Genomic DNA, 21,341 nt, shown 5'->3' on the forward strand with positions numbered 1-21,341 from the left:
TTCACATCAATCGGGAACCGCTCTAAGGGTTTTAAAGTGGTGATGACAGCAGCAGGTCTTTTAATATCGGGATGAGCGGCTTGTCTGCAGCTGGCATGGGATAGCTATCCAAATCATCAGCTCGTACCCATTTGATATTCTGCCCCTCACGCCCCTCAGGCACGCCCTGATAACGACGGCAAATATAAAGCGGCATGAGAAGATGAAATTCATCATAAGAATGGCTGGCAAAAGTTAAAGGTGCAAGGCATTCCTCTTTGACGATAATGCCCAGTTCTTCTTGCAATTCACGAATAAGCGACGCTTCCGGACTCTCACCCGGCTCGACTTTGCCGCCAGGAAATTCCCAAAGGCCAGCAAGCGACTTTCCTTCCGGCCGTTGGGCAAGCAATATCCGGTTGTCGCTATCTAAAAGAGCACAAGCGACCACCAAAAGAAGCGAGGGTTTTACTGTCAAGCTGATGGTCTCCAGAATTCATAATGATATATGGTTTCAAAACCAAAACCGCTATAAAGGCCCAGTGCTGCCATATTTTGTGTTTCCACTTGTAACCATATCGCGTTGGTGTTTCGTTTCGCGGTCGGGTCTATCAGGTAGGATATAAGTGCATTTAACGCGTTTTTTCCCATACCCTGTCCGCGTTTTTCGGGATGAATTGCAAAATCGAGAATACCGGCCTGTCCAAAATCACGCACCAAAAGCATGCTGCCAACGGCACCATCCCCTGTACTGAATTCTAAAAAGCTGGGTTGCCCTTTTATGCGGCTCAAGATGTTTCCAAGGGCTTCATCATATCGCCCATCACTGCCATGATTTGCATTGCTTGCGCGCACATAGTCTTCCAAAGACAATTCGCGCACCGCAACGTCTGACGGAGTGTCTGCTTTCGGCAGGTTCAATGTCATGACGGCAACGTCACTGGCTTTAGACCACCCATGTTGACGGATATGTTGAAACAAGGATGAAGGCGCCAATGGTGTCAGGCGCAGAGGACGTTTGAATGCACCGTGTTCAAAACAAAGCCGATCAATACGAGCAGCAATATTGTTTGCGTCGTCTGGATCAAGTGGCGTCACGGAATTAAGACGACCTGACGGGTGGTCGGGTGTTGCGCGTCTTACCCAGACGCCGTCATAGGTCTCTTCTGCTGCAGGCCACGCGCGTGCGCCTAAAGCTTCCAGCCTGCGTATGCGTGCCAAAAAGGCACTGTCACGAGTCTTCGGTTCAGCTTCTGTAGTCGCCATTGATCTCGACATATTCCTTTGTCAGGTCACATGACCATACGGTTGCACTGCCTTGCCCAAGCCCGATTTCAGCTTTGATGACAATATGCTGGCCTTTCATATAGTTTGAAGTTTCTTCCTCGCTATAATCCGGATCACGTTCCCCCTCGACGGCCAAACGATGTGGCCCAAACCATATTGCCAAACGGTCACGATCAGCTTCAACGCCGGCTTTGCCCACAGCCATAACGACGCGGCCCCAATTGGCATCTTCACCTGCGACGGCTGTTTTAACCAAAGGAGAATTGGCAATGGAAAGTGCAATTGTTTTTGCAGCTGCATCCGATGTCGCACCTTGCACATTCACTTCTATCAAATGACGCGCACCCTCACCATCGCAAACAACTTGAAGGGCAAGCTCATGCAGAACCTCATCAAGGGCCTGCGCAAAAACGGCATAACGGGGGTCACCTTTTTGGCAGAGGGGAGCAATATCGCCTTTTGCCTTGCCGGTGGCGAACAGAAGCAATGTGTCAGAGGTCGATGTGTCGCTATCAACCGTGATCGCATTGAATGTGCTTTGTACTTTGTCTGAGAGCATTGCCTGCAAAATATCCGACGCAATCGGCGCATCGGTGACGACGAATGACAACATCGTTGCCATGTCCGGTGCTATCATGCCCGCACCTTTGGCGATGCCGTTGATGAGAACCTTATTGCCACCGAACTTGACACACCGTGTTGCGACCTTGGGAAATGTATCGGTCGTCATGATTGCCTTTGCTGCTTCCAGCCAACTATCGGGCTGCGCCGATTTTACCATTTCGGGCAATAGCCCGACAAAGCGCGATGCATCCATTGGCTCGCCGATAACACCGGTGGACGCAAGGAAAATTTCGTTAGGCGTTGTATTTAAAGCAGCGGCAGCGGCTTTTGCCGTCGCATCGGTTGTAGCACGTCCCTTTTTACCGGTGAAAGCATTGGCATTGCCGGAATTGACGACAACACCGCGCGCTTTTCCATGGGAAAGCGCGTGTCGGCAATGATCAACCGGTGCGGAAGGGCATCGCGAGCGGGTGAAGACACCGGCAACATCGGCTGGTTCATCAAAGACCATCATAAGAAGATCTGTGCGGTTGCGATATTTGATGCCCGCTTGCATCGTTGCCATCCGTACACCCGCAAGGGTGGGTAATTGCTTGAATTCCTTGGGAGCGAGCGGCGAAACTTTGGCAACCATTGCACTGTCTTTCTTTTACAAGTTGCTGTTTTAAAATATTTAAAAGCCGGATAGCGCGTTCTGAGATAAAGAACAGCTACCCGGCCAAAGCTATCGGAGAAGATTGCCTTATTGGTCTTCTTCACCTTCGGGTGCTTCACCCGGCAGAGCCGATTCATCTTCATCCGGCATCTGCATCATTTTTGCGATGTCTTCATCTGGATATTTGATATCCATTTTTGCACGCAACGACTCGATGACCTCACGATAGCGGTCACGGGCGATCATGCTGCGTAAGGCATCTTTTACGTCGTCAAGCGCAGGTGGCTGCTTTTCACGACGGTCTTCAACTTTGATGATGTGCCAGCCAAACGGGCTTTCCACCGGTGTCTTGGTGTATTCACCAACTTTCAGCGAGAAGGCTGCATCTTCAAAAGGCTTAACCATCTGTCCGTGGCTGAAGTAGCCCAGATCACCACCCATGGCAGCGGAGCCATCGGTTGAGTCCTTTTTCGCGATATCTTCAAACTTTTCACCCTTTTCAAGGCGCTTGATGATGGCTTCGGCTTCTTCCTTGGTTTTTACAAGGATGTGGCGTGCATGGACTTCCTGCTCTTTCGGAAGCGCGGCGATTTCCTTGTCGTAGCGCGCCTTGATGTCTGCATCGCTGATCTTGTCGACAATCTTGTCTTTGAAATAGATCTGCTGAAGCACGTTTTCACGCATGACAGCCATACGCTTTTCATATTCCGGTGTCTTGTCCAACCCGTCCTTTACGGCCGCATCGGAAAGCGCTTTCATATCCACATAGATTTTAAGTACCGTTAGGCGACGCTGTTGGTCTGGCAGTCTAGCGAGACCGGGATCAATGTCATTGGCCATCGAGTCCAATTGTCCAGCAGTAATTTCCTTGCCATCAACAACCGCCATAACATGTGAAGGGTCAACTGGTTTTGCAGGCGCTGCTGCTGCACCATTCAGATCTGGCAGCTTCGGCTGCGCAGCATCCTGTGCCAAAGCACCAAGACTTGTGCTGACAAGTAAAGCCGATGTCAAAAACAGCATAGTGGATTTGAATTTCATAAAGATACTCCTTGAGAACGTTACGCGTTCTGGACTGAAAATTAGGCGGAACTTTGCTTTGTCATAGCATTTTGTTTGTAAAGTTGAAAAAATTGTTATCACTTTCACGTCAGAATGCACATGTTTTCTGTGTTATTTTCGCAATATCCGATTGTACATTGATATTTTCTACAAAAAAGTCGGTGCCGCCAATACGCGCAAATAAACATCTCCGTGGCCTGGATAAACCGCGCTGGAAACGTTGACAGGGGCGTTGCGGCCTCCTATCTCTGCTAACGTAAGGCAGGAAAACTGTGGTTTTGCTGCCATAAACACGTTTTCGCATAGGCTGCTTGTTGCATGAAGCAAAGCGGAGGTGTTAAAGCGTGTGGTTAAGTAAACGGGCGTCAATAAACGCCAGCAACAAAAGATCAGAAAGGACCAGAAATGGTCAGTTTAGGCGGCCTTGCGCGCAAATTATTCGGTTCGGCACATGAACGTCGCGTGAAAACCCTTCGACCCAAAGTCGCTGAAGTCAATGCGTTAGAAGAGCAGTTCCAAAAATTAAGTGACAGCGAGTTAAAGCAGAAGACGGAAGAATTCCGCAAGCGGCTGGCTGAAGGTGCGACAGTTGATTCGCTTCTGCCGGAGGCTTTCGCAACGGTGCGTGAAGCCGCCAAACGCGTTTATGGCATGCGTCCTTTCGATGTCCAGCTGATCGGCGGTATGGTGTTGAATGATCGTGGTATTGCTGAAATGCGCACCGGTGAAGGTAAGACGCTTATGGCAACCTTGCCGGTCTATCTCAATGCGTTGGAAGGCAAGGGTGTCCATGTCGTCACCGTCAACGACTATCTTGCCAGCCGCGACGCGGAAACCATGGGCAGAATTTACGGTTTCCTCGGTTTGACCACCGGTGTCATCGTCCATGATCTTGATAATGACGCACGGCGCGCCGCCTATGCCTGTGATATTACCTATGGCACCAATAACGAATTAGGGTTTGATTATCTGCGTGATAACATGACCTTTGACCGCAGCCAGATGGTTCAGCGCGGCCACCACTATGCCATCGTCGATGAAGTGGATTCAATCCTTATCGATGAAGCACGTACGCCGCTTATTATTTCCGGTCCGCTGGAGGACCGCACCGATTTTTATAATCTGATTGATACTTTCGTGCCGCCGCTCAAGCCGGAAGATTATGAAATTGACGAAAAGCAGAAGACGACGACTTTTACCGAAATCGGCACCGAAAAAGTCGAGAAAATGCTGGCGGATGCAGGGCATCTCAAGGGTGACGGGCTTTATGACATCGAAAATGTTGCGATTGTCCATCATATCAACAATGCATTGAAGGCGCACAAGCTTTTCACCCGTGATAAAGATTATATTGTTCGCAACGGCGAGATCGTCATCATTGACGAATTTACCGGCCGTATGATGCCGGGGCGTCGATATTCGGAAGGCCTTCATCAGGCATTGGAAGCCAAGGAGCATGTGGCCATCCAGCCGGAGAACCAAACACTGGCTTCGATTACATTTCAAAATTACTTCCGTATGTATAAAAAGCTTGCCGGTATGACGGGTACCGCTGCGACCGAAGCTGAAGAATTCGGCAATATTTATGGTCTGGAAGTTATTGAGATACCAACCAATCTACCGGTTCAGCGTATTGACGAAGATGATGAGGTTTACCGTACAGTTGAAGAAAAATATCGCGCCATTGTGCGTGATATTCGGGCAGCCTATGAAAAAGGGCAGCCAATTCTTGTCGGTACGACATCCATTGAGAAATCCGAGCAGCTGGCAGACCGTTTGCGTCAGGACGGTGTGACAGATTTTAAAGTTCTGAATGCGCGCTATCACGAGCAGGAAGCCTTTATCGTCGCTCAGGCCGGTGTGCCTGGCGCCGTCACCATCGCAACCAATATGGCTGGTCGCGGTACGGATATTCAGCTGGGCGGCAATGTTGAAATGCGCGTCCAACAGGAATTGAAAGATGTTCCCGAAGGGCCAGAGCGTGATGAAAAGATTGCTGCTATCAAGCAGGATGTTGCCCGTTTGAAGGAAAAGGCCCTCGCTGCCGGCGGTCTGTATGTTTTGGCAACAGAACGGCATGAAAGCCGCCGTATTGACAACCAGCTCCGTGGTCGTTCCGGTCGTCAAGGTGACCCGGGGCGTTCGAAATTTTATCTGTCGTTGCAAGACGATCTCATGCGCATTTTCGGGTCGAACCGTATGGATGGCATGTTGCAGAAATTGGGTCTGAAGGAAGATGAGGCGATCATTCATCCCTGGATCAATAAAGCGCTGGAAAAAGCACAGAAAAAAGTGGAAGCGCGTAACTTCGAAATCCGAAAAAATCTGCTCAAATATGATGATGTGATGAATGATCAGCGCAAAGTCATCTTCGAGCAGCGTATGGAAGTCATGGATGCTGAAGATCTGACGGAAACGGTCGATGAGATGCGCGCCGAAGTTGTCGAAGATCTGGTGGAAGCCCATATTCCTCCCGGCACCTATTCCGAGCAGTGGGATGCTACGGGGCTTCGTGACGAGTTGCGGCAGCTCTTCAATCTCGATTTGCCCGTTGACGAGTGGGCAAAGGAAGAAGGGATTGGCGAAGAGGAAGTCATGGAACGCGTATCGCAGGCCATGGAAAACCTCGCAAAAGAGCGGGCGGCAAATTATGGTCCGGAAATCATGGCCTATTTCCAAAAAGCCATGCTGCTTGAAACCATTGATACTTTATGGCGTGAACATCTGGTCAATCTGGATCACTTGCGTTCAGTTGTCGGTTTTCGTGGTTATGCCCAACGTGATCCGTTGAACGAATATAAGACGGAATCATTCGAGCTTTTCCAAACAATGCTCAATAGCCTGCGTCGTGATGTGGTTTCGAAATTGATGCGTTTTGAAATCGTTCAACAGCCGAGCGAACCCGAAAGCCTGCCTGAAATGCACGCGGAGCATCCGGATTTTGATGGTATGGATGAGGGCAACGATACAGTTCTTTTGGCGCGCGAACAGGAAAATACGGTTGTGGCGCCAGCTGAAAGAGATCCAAAGGATCCCACGACATGGGGAAAAGTGGGAAGAAATGAACCGTGCCCCTGCGGTTCGGGCAAGAAATACAAGCATTGTCACGGTTCTTTTGTGTAGAGCTTAAAATAATCGTCACATAAGCCTCGAAAATATGCGACAAAATCCCAATCAATTTTTGATTGGGATTTTTTATGCGTATCTACCGTCCTACTATGCCTAGCGGTTTGTTGTGTATCATTGTCGCCGCCTATCTGTTGTTTGTGACCAATCAGTCATTCTGGCAGCGAGCCCGCATCTATTTCGATGATCATCCGTCCAAAATCATCATTCTCGGTGCAATCTTGTTACTATGGTACATAGCCGGTATTACGGTGTTTTCCGTTCGTTATTTGCTCAAGCCATTATTGATATTTCTTGTTCTTGTGGCGGCAGGTGCTGGCTATTACACCGATACTTTCGGCATTATCATTGACCGCCATGTCATTGAAAGTACATTTTCTACAACAATGACGGAATCGTCGCATCTATTGACGACGCGCATGATCACCCACATCATCTTATACGGGCTTTTGCCTTCCCTTCTCATTATCTGGGTTAAGGTGAGCCATCGTCCGTTTTTCAAAAAGCTCGCTTATAATACAGCTTTGATCGTCGTTTGCCTGCTTGTTTCTATAGGGCTTCTATTTTCAGATTTTTCAAGTTTTGCAGCAATGTATCGTGCTGAAAGATCGATGATGATGGAAAAGCTTATGCCTGTTGCACCTTTGAAAAGTACAATTCAATATGCGGCAGATCAATTCCAGGAAAAAAATGCCGTTTTACAACCTTTGGGACGCGATGCCAAAAGCCTTCTGCCTGCGGATCCAAGCCGTAAAAAACGTCTGTTGGTCATTGTCGTGGGAGAGACCGCACGGGCCAAATCATTTTCGCTCGATGGCTATCAACGCGAGACCAATCCGGAATTGAAAAAGCGCGACATTATCTATTTCCCTCATACAACAAGTTGCGGGACGGAGACATCGGTATCGGTTCCTTGCATGTTTTCCATATATCCGCGAAAGAGTTATAGCGGTTATAAGGGAAAAAATACTGAGAACTTGATGGATGTCGTTGCCCATGCCGGTATTAAGGCGGTCTGGTGGGAAAACAATACCGGGTCAAAAGGTGTCGCCGACCGGATTGAGGAAAAAGCCTTTCAGGAAAGCAATAATCCAACCTATTGTACGAGCAAGGGCGAATGCCGTGATCAGATATTGGTGGATGCGCTGAAGGAAAAAATCTCGGCGATCAATCAGGACACAGTTCTTGTCCTACATACTTTAGGAAGTCATGGTCCAGCCTATTATCTTCGTTATCCAGCCGATAGCGCCGTTTTCAAACCGGATTGCCGAACCTCGGAATTTTCGGATTGCGAAAATGCGGAAATCGTCAATGCCTATGACAATTCCATTGTCTACACTGACCGTATATTGAGTGAGATTATAGATACGCTTTCAAACCAGAGTAATCGTCTGGATACATCGATGTTGTATATGTCAGACCATGGTGAATCATTGGGCGAAAATGGTCTTTATCTGCATGCCATGCCCTATGCGATAGCACCAGATGAGCAAACTGATATCCCCTTTATTGCCTGGTTTTCACAAGGCTTCGCCAAGGCTGGCGAGTTGAGTACACAATGCGTTGCTGACAATCGCGAAAAGAGTTATTCCCATGACAATCTGTTCCATACGGTTTTAGGTTTGATGGATATCAAAACATCGGTTTATGACAAGAAGCTCGATGTGTTTGCAGCTTGTCGCAACCAATGAATATTTCTTGAACCACTTGAAAGCAGACGGATTATCGGTTCTATAGACACGATGGAAAACAAACCGGATTATGAAAAAGAACTGCGCGATGCTGGCTTGCGGATAACGCGGCAGCGGCGGATAATTCTTGATCTTTTGACCAATACGCTTGATCATCCCAATGCATTCGAGATTTTTCAGCGCGCCAATCAAAAGGATGCCACAATCTCGCTTTCCACCGTTTATCGTACGATGAAAGCATTGGAAGAACGGGGTGCTATCCATCGTCATGCATTTGATGGCGGCCCATCGCGCTTTGAACAGGCAAGCGGTCAGCACCATGATCATCTCATCGATATAGAAAGCGGTGACGTTATCGAGTTTCGTTCCGACATCATAGAAAAACTACAGGAAGAAATCGCCCGTTCTCTGGGGTACGATATCGTCCACCATCGGCTGGAACTTTATGGAAAAAAGCGCCAGCCTTAAGCTTTATGCCGGCCCTAAAGGTTACAAATGCAGCCGTGCATGCCGGTTGATATCTTTATATAGAAGATAGCGGAAAGGTTCCGGACCGCCTGCATAACACGCCTGCGGACAAAAAGCGCGCAACCACATGAAGTCGCCATGCTCCACTTCAATCCATTGATCATTCAACTTATAAACGCCATGCCCTTGCAGCACGTAAAGCCCGTGCTCCATGACGTGGGTCTCCATAAAGGGGATTGAACCACCGGGCATAATGGTAACAATCGACATCGTCATGTCATAGCGTATATCGTTTGGATCCATCAATTTTGATGTCATCCATGTGCCCTCATGGCCGGGCAGGTTCGTCGGCACGATCTGGTCATCATGACTGAAAACGGCACTCGGCGCTTCCAACCCGTCAACGCGTTCAAAGCGCTTACGCACCCAATGGAACCGTGCTGTTTGCGTGCCGCGATTATGTAACGTCCATGCACTTCCCGCTGGTAGATAGGCAAACCCGCCGGTGGTGAGCTGATGCACTTTTTCGCAATAGTGTATTTCAAGACTTCCAGATGTCACAAATATCGCAGATTGCGCCTGTGTATTCGCTTCTGGTTTGATACTTCCACCGCCTGGTTCCACTTCGCCTATATATTGCGAAAAAGTTTCGGCAAAGCCGCTCAGTGGTCGGGCCAATACCCAAAAGCGTGCTTTATCCCAGAATGGTAGCGGTCCGGCTACAATGTCAGTCATGACGCCACGCGGCATAACCATGAACGCATCGGTAAAAATAGAACGCCCGCCCGCCAGCTGATGTTGCAGTGGCAAACCACCATCCGGTGCAGCATAATGCGATTTTTTCATGGAACTATCCTTGGTGACGAGATCGAGAAACATTAAGATCAGATTATCACCATAGTCAATTTGAACAATGGCATCCAGTTTGCAACCTCGATTTCAAGGCAAATGGGCTTAAGTTTTTGCGCCATGCGTTGTTTATGCAGATGTTTGCCATTGGCAAGATGCATTTGCTGCATTATCAGAGGGGAAAAAATCGGTTATGAATATGATCGGCTAATTTCAATCCGTTAAACAAACAGGCCCGTTAGACCCATGGTTGCTCTACCGCAAGATCGTATGAACCAGCTTGAAAAACGTTTCGAGATGATTGAAAGCCAGATGGCAAACAATCCGGATGCGGAAACCTATGTGAAGCTTGCGTCGGAATATTCTGAATTACAGCCTATTGTCGGCCCAATACGTGCGCTCAATGCCGCCCATCGCGAAGCCGCAGATCTTGAAGCCATGTTGGCTGACCATGGAACCGATGCTGAAATGCGTGTGCTTGCTGAAGACGAGTTGCCAACGATCAAACAAAAAATCGACGATCTCGAACAGGAAGTCCAGATATTGTTGCTGCCAAAGGATGCAGCAGATGAAAAAAGCGCTATTCTTGAAATCAGGGCAGGGACGGGCGGTTCAGAAGCTGCACTGTTCGCGGGTGACCTTTTCCGTATGTATGAACGTTATGCCAGTGGTCGCGGTTGGAAAGTGGAAATGGTTTCGGCCAGCGATGGCGATGTAGGTGGATATAAGGAGATCATTGCCACGGTTTCTGGAAAAGGTGTTTTTTCCAAATTGAAATTTGAGTCCGGTGTCCATCGTGTCCAGCGTGTGCCGGAGACCGAAGCCGGTGGCCGTATCCACACATCGGCGGCAACGGTGGCAGTTTTACCGGAGGCAGAGGATATTGACATTGAAATCCGTCAGGAAGATATCCGTATTGATACGATGCGCGCTTCGGGAGCTGGCGGTCAGCACGTCAACACAACCGATTCTGCGGTGCGCATTACCCACATTCCGACAGGAATCATGGTGGTTCAGGCAGAAAAATCACAACACCAGAACCGCGCTCGCGCCATGCAAATTCTTCGCGCCCGGTTGTTCGATATGGAACGCCAAAAGGCAGAAAGTGAACGTTCTGCCTCGCGGAAAAACCAGGTGGGATCAGGGGATCGCTCGGAACGTATTCGTACCTATAATTTCCCGCAGGGACGGGTGACCGATCATCGCATCAATCTGACATTGTATAAGCTTGATCGCGTTATGGAAGGCGAGCTTGACGAACTGATTGATGCATTGATCTCAGACCATCAGACGGCTTTGCTGACCGAGATGGGCGAAAATGGTTGATGTGACCACGCTTGCCGATGCAATCGGACGAACAAGAAGATTGCTGCGTGATTACAAATTGGAAAATGCTGATCTTGATGCGCGTCTATTGGTTGAATGGGCAACGCAAACGACCCGCAAGGATGCTCTCCTGACGCCGGAAAGGTTTCTACCGGAGGATCAAGTTGAAAAGCTTCATGTGGCGGTTGAAAAACGTCTTTCCGGCATGCCGGTTCATCGCATTTTGGGCGAGCGAGAATTTTACGGTATCCCGTTCACGCTTTCAGCAGATACATTGGAACCGCGGCCAGATACGGAAACCTTGGTTGATCTGATCCTACCTGTCATAGCAGAAGTTGCAATGACGAAGGGCCATGTCAGCCTTCTGGATATGGGAACGGGAACCGGTGCCATTGCGATTGCCATTCTAAAACACGCTTCGTTAGCGCGTGCCGTAGCAGTGGATATAGCCAAAGGGGCGTTGCAAACCGTGGTCGCCAACGCAAAAAATGCAGGCGTCGCTGATCGGCTGGCTGTTTGTGAGAGCGATTGGTTTGAGAATGTCACAGGACAGTTTGATGTCATCGTTTCCAATCCGCCCTATATACCGCAAGCCGATATTGCGAAACTTGACCGCGAGGTTCGTGACCACGATCCGCTGCGTGCTTTGGTCGGCGGGGAGGATGGTTTGGATTTTTATCGTGCGCTTGCAACACAAAGTGCACAATATTTGACAAAAACAGGACATATCGCCGTCGAGATAGGTATTGGGCAAGAGCGCGATGTCAGCGCGCTTTTCATGCAGTCAGGCTTCCGTTGCTTGGAAATCCGGCCAGATCTATCTGGCGTTACCCGTGCATTGCTGTTTGCGCGTTGAAGACGATCAAACAGTATATGTTGGACCAATTTTTTGACATGACGCTGTGCCAAAAGCGGGCTTGGTTGTTTTGTGTCCCTTGGGGATATAGATGATTTTGCCAATAATTTTGTCGAAGCGCTCTGAAAATATGATCATTCCCTTGGCTCTTCTCGTCTTTCTCGGCATAAGGCCTTATACTTTTCCTTCCTACTGACCAGGGTAGACCCTGCTGCTTGAAATAGATATGGATAGATTGGGCTGCATGATCATGTGTGATGCAGCCCTTAAAAATGCTGTAAACCTTGATAGAATAAGCGCCTGTATAGAATGCTAACGTGGCATCGGCCAGGTATCGGACAGTCTATAGCCTTGTTGGAAAGGATCGGATGGATCGACCATGAGTTGTTTTGTACCGATCACCCAAGCTCGCCCTGATATGATTGGTTTAATCGTCGGGGTACCATTCAAGACGGATGTGCCGGCGATACTGCAATGAAATTCGGTATCAAGCAGGGAAGTGCCAACAAAACGATCTCCGGTTTTCATCAAACCCTTTGCATGTAAAACTGCCATGCGTGCAGAACAGCCCGTGCCACAGGGAGACCGATCAATTTTTCCTGGACGGATAGCAACCGCATTTTTACCCCACAACACGCCATCTTTTTCAGTGACAGGCTCGGTTATCTGACAAAAAGAAATGTGGCTCCAATCATTATCAGGATGTTTGAACCCTAATTGTTCGTTGGCGGCTGCGGTGATTTTTACCCCCATATCAGCGATTTCTTTTGCCTGATCGGGTTGTAAACGTAGACCCATGTCGGCAGCATCAACAATGACAAAACTGTCCCCGCCATAGGCCGTATCAACCGTCAAAGTGCCGATACCCTCAACCTCTATTTTTGCATCAAGCTGTCCGGCAAAAGACGGAACATTAGTGATATGCACACGCTCGGCTTTACCATTACGGCATTCGGCGCGAACCTCGATAAGACCGCCGGGTGCCTCTAGCGTGAGATGCGTTTCCGGCTCTTGCATCGGAATAATGCCGGTGTCGAGCAGGACTGTCGAGACGCACATCGAGTTCGAGCCGGACATTGGCGGGGTGTCTGCCGGTTCCATAATGATCCAAGCCATTTGTGCTTTCGGATTTTTCGGCGGAACAAGCAGATTGACATGACGAAATACGCCGCCGCGCGGTTCATTGAGCACAAAATTGCGCAACGTCTCATCTGCGGCAATCCACCGTGATTGCTCCCAGATCGTTGCACCGGGTGGCGGCAGTACGCCCCCTACAATAACGTCGCCCACTTCGCCCTCTGCATGACAGCTGACAACATGTATGACTTTCGACGTCCGCATTGCTTTCCTCCCTTTAGGTCTCATATATATCGTATACGATATACAATAAATAAAATCGAACGTGTGTCAATGGCGATCAAATTGGTTACAGCCAACCATGAGGTGACAGATTTGCAAAGCTCCGCACTTGCGTTAAAAGTAAACCGAAAGCTCGATCCATTTTAAACAGCAACCCTAGGCGCACTTATGCCAGTCATGAAAATACAAGCACCTGATCTTGGGCAAGCGCCCGTTGCATCAGATGTCATCCTTGCCCATCTGCGCAAAGCGATTGCCGACGGAACGTTAGACGAAGGGGAACCCATCCGTCAGGATGATGTTGCCGCGCTTTTCAATGTCAGTAAAATACCGGTAAGAGAAGCTTTAAAGCGGCTAGAAGCGGAAGGACTCGTAGAATTCCGCCGCAACAAAGGAGCCATCGTTACCAAATTATCCGAGCCGGAAATTGCGCAAATCTTCGAACTACGAGCCATTTTGGAAGCGGCTGCGATCAAGCGTTCCGTGCCGAATATGAATGAGGAAACCTATCAAAAAGCATCATCTTACTGTGAGGCATTTGAGCATGAAACCGATGTTGCGCGGTGGTCGGAATTAAATTGGCACTTCCATAAAACGTTGTATGAAGACGCTGCTCGCCCCTATCTGATTGATGCCATCCGCACAACTTATGATCGTTTGGAGCGCTATTTGCGGGTACAGTTGACGCTTTCACATGGGAAACGCACGGCCGATAACGAGCATCGCCAGATACTTGCCGCGGTACGCGCACGTGATGTAAGCCTTGCAGAAACCTTGACCTATGATCACATCATGGACGCACGCCGTTCACTTCTCGATAATCTGCCGACCATCAAAAAAACTGACGAAACAAAACTGAAATAAACGGCGTTTCAGAAGGGTAGTGGCGAGGGTGGGCTGTCAAATTGCCGATTAAGGGCTTTTGGTTTGCTGGCGCTAACAATGTCTATGCACAAGCTTCCTCCAAGTTTTGCAACAAGATGGTTCCAGCCTGATCTATTGCGTGGCTTTTTATTAAAGCTCGATATTCTATTTGAAATATTGCACGATTCCTGATGCGATTTCCGCATGTGCGTGGATTTGAAGTTCTAAAGAATATTGATAATACGCATCTTGATCTTATCACTGATTTCTGGATAGCCACGTACGGTCGCAGTTGCCCATATGAAACCCAGACCGGTACCGCGTAGATAGGACGTTACGCGGCCAAATTCGTCACTATCGGACGATTTAGGGCTGAATATGCCGATCCCTAAGCCAATACCGGTCACTTTCCAGTCGACTGTAATGCCTTCGACTCTTTTGTTCCCGTCATAGACAGTCGCCGAAATCTCGACTGCTGATAACAGGCCGATGTCTAAAAACGGCGGCGGATCAATAGCAATTCGATAGGACGGTACAATGCTGACCGTGATATCCTGATAGATCGATGAATTAGACGGCAGGCTTGCCCTTAATGTCAAGCTGCCGGCTTTTTGTGTCGTCAAAACTGTCGTTACTTGACCGTTAATGTCGGTTACATCGGCATAGGATGAGAGATCACCCTCACCATTTCCGCCCACCACACTCCATTGTACCACTTGCCCGACGGCAGCCATGGCCCCGTCCAAGAGCTTGGCCTTGAGATTGATCGTTGCGCCTGTATTGACACTTGTGACATCTGCCATTGTGCTCAGTTGGTAATTGGGTGCGACTTTCAACGCTGGACTATTGATATAGACGGTAGGGTCAGATGCCAGCTGCGCACGGATGACCACCCTGGCAGACGCTGCCGACGGGCTGTAATTAACGCTCGCCGTACCGGTCGCTCCGGTTTGGGTTTGCGTCCTGTTAAGATCACTGTTCAAGCCACCTTCCAGAACCGACCATGCAATATCTTTTCCGCTGACACGGTTGCTGCCGTCATAAAGAGTGACGCTTTGTGGAGTGACATCTCCCGTTTTCAACTCCGTGGTCGCAGCACTGTAGATAAGACTGTAAGCAGGTTCGATAATGATGCCGAATGTAGCGTAAATAGACGGTTGCGAAGCCATTTCCGCGCGAACAATCACATCACCCGCGCCTAGAGCATTGAGTGTCGTCGCTGTTTTTCCATCATTATCTGTCGTGCCTCTAAGGGTGGTCAATTGCGCCTTACCGGTGCTGGCAGACATAATACTCCAGACAATATCTTCGCCCATTCCAACACCGGCACCGTCACGTAACAATGCCGAAAGGTTGACGCTTTGACCGGTTTTTGTCGTTCGTTGTTCACCGTCGAGCATGATGCGGAATTCGCTACCAACGGCGAAGACCAAATCTTTATACACGGAAGGGTCATCCATAAAGCTGACACGAATAATAACATCTCCACTGGTCGTCGGTGTGAATGTATTGATCACCCGACCATCCGCAGCAGTGATAGTCTGTTCCTGGCTGAAATTTCCCGAACCGGATAGAACTTGCCACTGCAAGGTCAAACCTTGCAGACTGGTGTTACCATCTTTCACATGGGCAGTGATGGAACTTGTTTCACCATTTCCCAAATTGGCAGGATTGGGTTTGAGCGTGATGGAAAAGCTTGGATTGATTGTGATTTCTAAACTGCGTGTCAGCGTGCTGTCCTCGTCTAGGGATGCTTTAAGCGTGACAGTGCCGCCTTTTGTTGCGGTAAAGATGGCAGTGGCTGTGCCGGTGACATTGGTGGCGGTACTATCCTGACTTATAAAGCCATAACCGGCATTATCGCCTGTCGTGTTAATATCCCAGTCGATCAGCTTGTTCTCTACCGGCGTTTGCCCATCTTTGACAATTGCCGTCAGAAGCGTTGTCGCATCATTATTCAATGTGCTGCTGGCAACAGTGAAGTCGAGGCTGTAACGCGGTTTGATGGTGATTATCTGTGTGGCTGTCACACTTGTCATATCTGCAAGCGTCGCACGCAGCAATACGGTTCCACCCGTTGTTGCTGTAAATATGGCCTCGGCGTTGCCGTTGGTGTCAGTTTGTGATGTGGACAGATTGAGTGTACCGCTTGCCTTGCCGCTTGCCGCTATAGACCAACGGATATCCTTATTGGCGACAAGGTTATCGCCATCCTTCAATAGAATGCGTATCGGCAAGGCTTGCATATTATCCATGATCGCACTTGATCCGCTTTCAAAAGTCAGCAGATAATGTGGTAAGATATCAAATTCTAAATCTTGTGCAGTCGAAAGGTCGTCACCGACATAGGCGCGCAGCTTCACATGCCCGGCTTTGAGCGCAATAAGCGTCGTCTGTGCCGTGCCTCCTTGTGCTGTCACAGAGCTCGTCTTGCTCAGTCGCGCTGCCTGCGTGTCACCCACGATTTCCCAATGAATTGTTGCCCCATCAAAGTCATTCTGACCATCTATCAGTGCAGCGGTGATGCTTAGGCTGTCACCGGTTTTAATGGTTGCGGTGGATGCTTCAAGACTTAGCGAAAAGCTAGGCGTGGCGGTAATCGATCGGGTGATTTTTATCGCTTCGTCATCGCCCATCTGTGCTTCGAACGTCAATGATCCCGATCGGGTCGGGGTGAAGACTGTTCGCGCACTGCCGTCCGTTGCAGTTTGACTTGTGGCAGGGAAAAAATTGCCGTCTCCGGTGCCTGCTATAACACCGAATTTGATCGATTTTCCCACTACAGCATTATTGCCATCAAAAAGGCTGACAGCCATGTCAGCCGCCACGCCGTTTGCAACGGTTTCAGGCATCGTTTTTATGCTTAAGGAATAGTCAGGGTGGATGGTGATGATGTAATCGGCATAGACATCGGGGTGGTCTGCCATGGCTACATGAACGGTGACGTCACCCGCTTTATTTGCCGTCAACATCGCCTGCGAAAGACCGGTATCTCCCGTCGTTTGACTTGAAATATCAAGACTGGCCAAACCTTCGCCCCCTGACAGGATTGACCAGTTAAGCTTTTTTGCTCCACCTGGCAGAGAACCGTTTTTCAACTTCGCTGTAAGCGCTACGGTATCACCGGTCTTGACGGTTTGTGTCAAATCCGAAAACGTCAAAGTAAAAGCATCTGTTGCCGTAATTGATACTTGCGCGACGATTGACGGCTGGCTTTCCATGGTTGCCTGAATAACGGTTATGCCGCCACCTTCCGGTGTATAGGTTGTGACTGCGCGTCCATTCATGGATGTCGCTGAACTTTGCGGGCTGACACTGCCGTGGCCGTCAAAGATCGTCCAGTTGATTGTTTCGCCCTCTATATAGCTATCCCCATCTCTCAAGGTGGCTGTCACCGAAGTCTCGGAGTCCGGTGCTATGGTTGATGCGGCCGGGCTCGCGGTCAAAAGGTAAACCGGTGTAATGTCAATAGAAGCTTGTGTTTTTATTGCCGGAAATGCGCCCATAGCTGCTTGCAAAGTCACCTTGCCACCACGCGTGGCGGTCAGTTGGTTTGTCGCAATGCCGTTGCTTTGGCTGGTGGATACGGGGGCTGCAAGTATCGCGCGTCCGCTTGTGTCATTGTCGCTGACGATCGACCAATTGATAATTGCATCTGGAACTTTGACGTCACCATCATTCACTTCCACTTCAAGCGTGACAATGCCTTTGTTATTGATGACGTTTGTCGAAGGGCGGAGTTTCAAACGATAATCCGGCGCTATGGTCACGTCCACATCCCTATAAATATCAGGGTGTGCGTCCAATGTTGCACGTATGGTCAATGTACCACCCTTTTGAGCCGTCAAAATCACATCTGTATGACCGCTTTCATTGGTATTGGTACGGTCGGCTTGCAGGATAGCCTGGCCTGTGGAGCCCGAAATGATTTGCCAGATAATGGCGGCGTTTGCGACAGGTTCGGGCCCATCATGGAGATTGGCTGAAAGTGTAACGTCACCGCCATTGTTGATGATGTCATGCGATGTTGCAAGCTCCAGCCGAAAGGCCGGCAGGATTGTGATGGTTGTTTCTGCAAAGATGGTCGGGTCTTCTGCCAAACTGACACGGATGATCACCGAACCTGAAGCCGCCGCTTGATAGTGCGCCCGCGACTGCCCTTTGGTGTCAGTGACAACATCGGCTGTCAAAACGCCCTTTAGCGGTGTAACGCTCCATACGAGATCGGTTGCGGCCATTTCCATGCCGCCATTGGTCAAGGTAGCGGTCAGTCCCGTCAGCGTTCCGGCTTTGATGGAACCTGCATCCGCTGTCAATACCAATTGATAGTCCATGACAACATCGGTCGTGATAATCTTGCTGAAAAATTCGGGCGAACCGGCATGAACTTTAAGGACGGCCTGTTTATCGGTCCCTGCCTGCCAACTGAGCATTGTTTCACCGTCGCTATCAGTATAACCGGTATTGGTCATGGTGCTGCCGCCGCCCGACATAAGTTCCAGCACCAGCGGTTGGTTGGAAACCGGCCTGGTTTTATTGGTCAGTTTTGCCATCATTTTGGCTTCCTGGCCAGGACTTACCTTTGTCATCAGCCGGTGGTTCAACTCAAATGCCGATACCACGTTGAAATGGATTTCCTGATTCAATGAGACCGGTGATGCTGCCGATACAAGCAGGCTTACAGCACTGTCGGACATTGCCGTATGATAACTTAATATCGCTTTCCCATCTGCATCAGTTGTTGCCGATGCCTTTTCAACGACGCCATTGCCACTGGCCAAAGCCAGCGTTAGTAATGTACCCTCAACTGGCAAGGGGCCATTCATCAAAGTCGCATTGAAGGTCACCGTCTCGTCGGGGTCGGGATTTGTATTGTCTATGTCCACACGCAAATCATAGGCAGATTGCACAGGAATGCTGATCTCTTTCACAAAGGAAAGAGTTGGTGCTTCAATTTTTAACTGCGTGTCCTTTTGACCGACAATATAGGTAAAGGATGCTTTTCCGGCGGTATTCGTCTTCAATTGAGTCGCCGATAATTCACCATCTCCGTTGCTTAATGATAAAACAAGGTCGAGGCCGGACATGCCAACGGAACCATTCTGCATTGTCACATTGAATGTCAGACTATCACCGGGTTTTGCGATGGCAGGCGTATAGCTATATGTCAGCAGGTAATCGTGTTGAAGTGTGAGGGTAAACTTCTGGGACAGCAATGTTACGCCATCCAATTCGGCTGATATCTGCATCTGTGCATCGGTTGCTCCTGCCCGCCATGTGAAGGTGGCGAAGCCTTGTGCATCTGTTCGCACGGTGTGCACTTCTATTGTACCATCACCTGATGTGATTTCGTATCGTAAGGTAGCGCCGGCTACGGAGGCATCGAAATTTTTCAACTGGATCTGGATTTCAACCAGATCGCCCGCATTTGGCTTTTCGGGGCTCATCCGCATGTTGAACTGATAAGCTGTTGGCGGCTCTTTCAGTGAAATTTTGATTGTTGCAGAGATTGCCGGATTGGAAGCAAGCCCAATCGTCAAAGTGTATTCGCCAATCGCCATTGCGGTTGTATCGATTGTCACACGAGCTTTGCCTTCAGCGGTTGTTATTTCATCTCCGCTGATTGCATTTTTCGCTTCAGGTGTCATCGACCAAGACAGCGCTTCGCCAGCAACAGCACTTGTGCCATCGTTTAATACCGCTTCGATGCCGATTTTGTCGCCTACAACCGGCGACATGTTGGAAGCGGATAGAGTAAAGCGATAGGTTGATGTATCTGGTTTTACAACAAGCTGGGCGAAATCGGATCGGGCATGTTGCCCGCGTTCATTTTCAATATTCACAGCAACAGCATAGCTGTTATTTCCTGCCTGCTGATATGCGGGAAGCAGAAAACGGCCTTCGGTCTGCGTGCCCGCGCGCAGAAAAGGCGCGCCGCTGCCCTCCCACGCAACTGCGGTGATGGCTGAAGCGGAGCGCGTCGTGAACGGGACTACAACTTCGCTGCCGGCTACTCCTTCAAACTGCGATCCACCGAGCTGCACCAAAAGTGGTTTGTCACGATATTCCAGAATAATCTTATTTTCACGGTCGACAAACTCATGACGGCTGCCGTGAACTGTGCGTAATTTGTTGACGTTGTCGGCCGAGAATTGCTCCTTCCAAGGAATGCCGAAACGATAGGTCATGCCCAATTTAATCCGTGTTTCGTTTTGGCCGCGTTCGGTTCGCTGCTGGCTTATAGATGAGGTAATTGCTGGAACCGGCGTATATTCCATGCCGTAGGACCACACCTTGGGGTCTTTTTCCAAGGTGTTCGAGCTGAAAACCCCAACCTGATCGCCCGACCATTGTGTGTAACTTCCGGTAAATGCGACCTGACGGTAAGACGGAAAATAGCCTTTGATACGAATATCCCAACCTTTGGCGGGCCTTTCCTCGACCATTGCATTGTCAAAATCAGGCGAGTCTTTCCAGCTGGATAGCGGTGTATAAAAATTGGTTGAAAGACGAAGCCAGTCATATTGTGCCTCGAATCCTACACCCGCGCGTTGATGGCTGCGGGTGAAGTCGTGGTCGTAGAATAGGTTATATCCCAGCATAAGGGGGCCGGCATCATATCCCTCAGCTTGTGGTGGAAGCGCCGAGGCAAAAGGAAACCAGCGCTGGCCAATGCCAATATTGCCAATCCAGCGTGTTTTATCTTCACTGTCCATCGAACGTAAGCCAAGTTGGGTAAACACCGTTGTGTAGCTGCCGTCGTAAAACGGCACCAATAGGTCTCCTTCACCATTGAATTTCCCGTCGCGATCAAAGCGAAAATTAAGACGTGCCTGTCCTTGATCGAAAAAACCTTCAAACAATTTTTCCGCACCGGAATTAGCCTGACTAAACCCAAAGCCCAAACCAAGATCAATCAATCGTTCGACAGGATCTCCCGATCGTTTTTGATCTTCCAGCGGCACTTCATCATCAATACCTATCGAATAGGGAGAAGCTGCATAATATCCGATGGATCCGCCATTATCTGCGAACAAACGGCTTTCGATTGGATTGGATTGGGAAGGAAACGTGCGAGCGTTGTCAAACGGACGTGTTTGCGCATAACCGGATTGCGCATAAAAGAGTGCAATCAGTATCAGACACAAACATACTCCCAACTGAATTGTTGTAACGGCGACGCCCCTTGCCGACCGTACACTTATGCCCCTCAATGTTCCAACCCTGACCACTGTTTATGCAATAATAGGTTGTA

General features: G+C 49.3%; 13 protein-coding genes. 6 read left to right on the forward strand and 7 right to left on the reverse strand.

All coding sequences use genetic code 11. The features are described from left to right. Window positions 1-31: 31 nt before the first annotated feature. From mutT to ACYSNS_RS04750, 4 genes are all read right to left on the reverse strand, one after another. Entirely contained in the window at window positions 32-457 is a 426-nt protein-coding gene (gene mutT / locus ACYSNS_RS04735) for an 8-oxo-dGTP diphosphatase MutT (RefSeq protein WP_461721997.1), read from the reverse strand. Beyond that, on the reverse strand, window positions 454-1,245 hold the full coding sequence (locus ACYSNS_RS04740; RefSeq protein WP_461721998.1) for a GNAT family N-acetyltransferase: 792 nt from the start codon (window positions 1,243-1,245) through the stop codon (window positions 454-456). The genes mutT and ACYSNS_RS04740 overlap by 4 nt, the downstream gene beginning before the upstream one ends. After that, complete coding sequence (argJ, locus tag ACYSNS_RS04745) at window positions 1,226-2,464, reverse strand: bifunctional glutamate N-acetyltransferase/amino-acid acetyltransferase ArgJ (protein WP_461721999.1); 1,239 nt, start codon at window positions 2,462-2,464, stop codon at window positions 1,226-1,228. The genes ACYSNS_RS04740 and argJ overlap by 20 nt, the downstream gene beginning before the upstream one ends. 108 nt (window positions 2,465-2,572) lie before the next feature. Beyond that, window positions 2,573-3,526: a peptidylprolyl isomerase gene (locus ACYSNS_RS04750; RefSeq protein WP_461722000.1), complete on the reverse strand. Its 954-nt coding sequence runs from the start codon at window positions 3,524-3,526 to the stop codon at window positions 2,573-2,575. 426 nt (window positions 3,527-3,952) lie between these two features. Between ACYSNS_RS04750 and secA the strand changes: the two genes are divergently transcribed. The 3 genes from secA (at window position 3,953) to ACYSNS_RS04765 (ending at window position 8,832) form a co-directional block, all read left to right on the forward strand. Beyond that, window positions 3,953-6,670, forward strand: coding sequence for a preprotein translocase subunit SecA (gene secA, locus ACYSNS_RS04755; protein ID WP_461722001.1), 2,718 nt, complete (start codon window positions 3,953-3,955; stop codon window positions 6,668-6,670). Window positions 6,671-6,744: 74 nt separating this feature from the next. Beyond that, window positions 6,745-8,364 (forward strand): phosphoethanolamine transferase, encoded by a 1,620-nt coding sequence (locus ACYSNS_RS04760; RefSeq protein WP_461722002.1) that lies wholly within the window; start codon window positions 6,745-6,747, stop codon window positions 8,362-8,364. A gap of 51 nt (window positions 8,365-8,415) precedes the next feature. After that, the gene (locus ACYSNS_RS04765; RefSeq protein WP_461722003.1) at window positions 8,416-8,832 is read left to right on the forward strand and encodes a Fur family transcriptional regulator; all 417 of its coding nucleotides are present in this window, start codon (window positions 8,416-8,418) and stop codon (window positions 8,830-8,832) included. 21 nt (window positions 8,833-8,853) lie between these two features. Here ACYSNS_RS04765 and ACYSNS_RS04770 read toward each other — a convergent pair whose 3' ends face one another. Beyond that, window positions 8,854-9,678, reverse strand: coding sequence for a bifunctional allantoicase/(S)-ureidoglycine aminohydrolase (locus ACYSNS_RS04770; RefSeq protein ID WP_461722004.1), 825 nt, complete (start codon window positions 9,676-9,678; stop codon window positions 8,854-8,856). Between the two features lie 249 nt (window positions 9,679-9,927). Between ACYSNS_RS04770 and prfA the strand changes: the two genes are divergently transcribed. Together prfA and prmC are read left to right on the forward strand one after the other, a co-directional pair. Continuing rightward, complete coding sequence (gene prfA, locus ACYSNS_RS04775) at window positions 9,928-11,007, forward strand: peptide chain release factor 1 (RefSeq protein WP_461722005.1); 1,080 nt, start codon at window positions 9,928-9,930, stop codon at window positions 11,005-11,007. Then, the gene (prmC, locus tag ACYSNS_RS04780; RefSeq protein WP_461722006.1) at window positions 11,000-11,863 is read left to right on the forward strand and encodes a peptide chain release factor N(5)-glutamine methyltransferase; all 864 of its coding nucleotides are present in this window, start codon (window positions 11,000-11,002) and stop codon (window positions 11,861-11,863) included. Before prfA ends, prmC begins: the two co-directional genes overlap by 8 nt. A gap of 312 nt (window positions 11,864-12,175) precedes the next feature. On the opposite strand, the gene ACYSNS_RS04785 is transcribed toward prmC, so the two are convergent. After that, a complete protein-coding gene (locus ACYSNS_RS04785; RefSeq protein WP_461722007.1) occupies window positions 12,176-13,204 on the reverse strand; it encodes a trans-3-hydroxy-L-proline dehydratase in 1,029 nt (342 codons plus the stop codon). 186 nt (window positions 13,205-13,390) lie between these two features. Between ACYSNS_RS04785 and ACYSNS_RS04790 the strand changes: the two genes are divergently transcribed. Next, window positions 13,391-14,086 (forward strand): GntR family transcriptional regulator, encoded by a 696-nt coding sequence (locus ACYSNS_RS04790; RefSeq protein WP_461722008.1) that lies wholly within the window; start codon window positions 13,391-13,393, stop codon window positions 14,084-14,086. Window positions 14,087-14,310: 224 nt separating this feature from the next. Here the strand turns inward: ACYSNS_RS04790 and ACYSNS_RS04795 are convergent, their stop codons facing one another. Beyond that, window positions 14,311-21,234 carry an inverse autotransporter beta domain-containing protein gene (locus tag ACYSNS_RS04795; RefSeq protein ID WP_461722009.1) on the reverse strand — a complete coding sequence of 2,308 codons (6,924 nt, stop codon included), beginning with the start codon at window positions 21,232-21,234 and terminating at the stop codon, window positions 14,311-14,313. Window positions 21,235-21,341: the final 107 nt, after the last annotated feature.

Source organism: Bartonella sp. LJL80 (assembly GCF_054871565.1).

Bases quoted from the DNA above. Each gene is read 5' to 3' on its own strand.
- ACYSNS_RS04770 (WP_461722004.1), bottom strand. From the start codon at position 9,678: ATGAAAAAATCGCATTATGCTGCACCGGATGGTGGTTTGCCACTGCAA.
- ACYSNS_RS04760 (WP_461722002.1), top strand. From the start codon at position 6,745: ATGCGTATCTACCGTCCTACTATGCCTAGCGGTTTGTTGTGTATCATT.
- ACYSNS_RS04790 (WP_461722008.1), top strand. From the start codon at position 13,391: ATGCCAGTCATGAAAATACAAGCACCTGATCTTGGGCAAGCGCCCGTT.
- ACYSNS_RS04785 (WP_461722007.1), bottom strand. From the start codon at position 13,204: ATGCGGACGTCGAAAGTCATACATGTTGTCAGCTGTCATGCAGAGGGC.
- argJ (WP_461721999.1), bottom strand. From the start codon at position 2,464: ATGGTTGCCAAAGTTTCGCCGCTCGCTCCCAAGGAATTCAAGCAATTA.
- prfA (WP_461722005.1), top strand. From the start codon at position 9,928: ATGGTTGCTCTACCGCAAGATCGTATGAACCAGCTTGAAAAACGTTTC.
- ACYSNS_RS04740 (WP_461721998.1), bottom strand. From the start codon at position 1,245: ATGGCGACTACAGAAGCTGAACCGAAGACTCGTGACAGTGCCTTTTTG.
- ACYSNS_RS04750 (WP_461722000.1), bottom strand. From the start codon at position 3,526: ATGAAATTCAAATCCACTATGCTGTTTTTGACATCGGCTTTACTTGTC.
- secA (WP_461722001.1), top strand. From the start codon at position 3,953: ATGGTCAGTTTAGGCGGCCTTGCGCGCAAATTATTCGGTTCGGCACAT.
- prmC (WP_461722006.1), top strand. From the start codon at position 11,000: ATGGTTGATGTGACCACGCTTGCCGATGCAATCGGACGAACAAGAAGA.
- ACYSNS_RS04765 (WP_461722003.1), top strand. From the start codon at position 8,416: ATGGAAAACAAACCGGATTATGAAAAAGAACTGCGCGATGCTGGCTTG.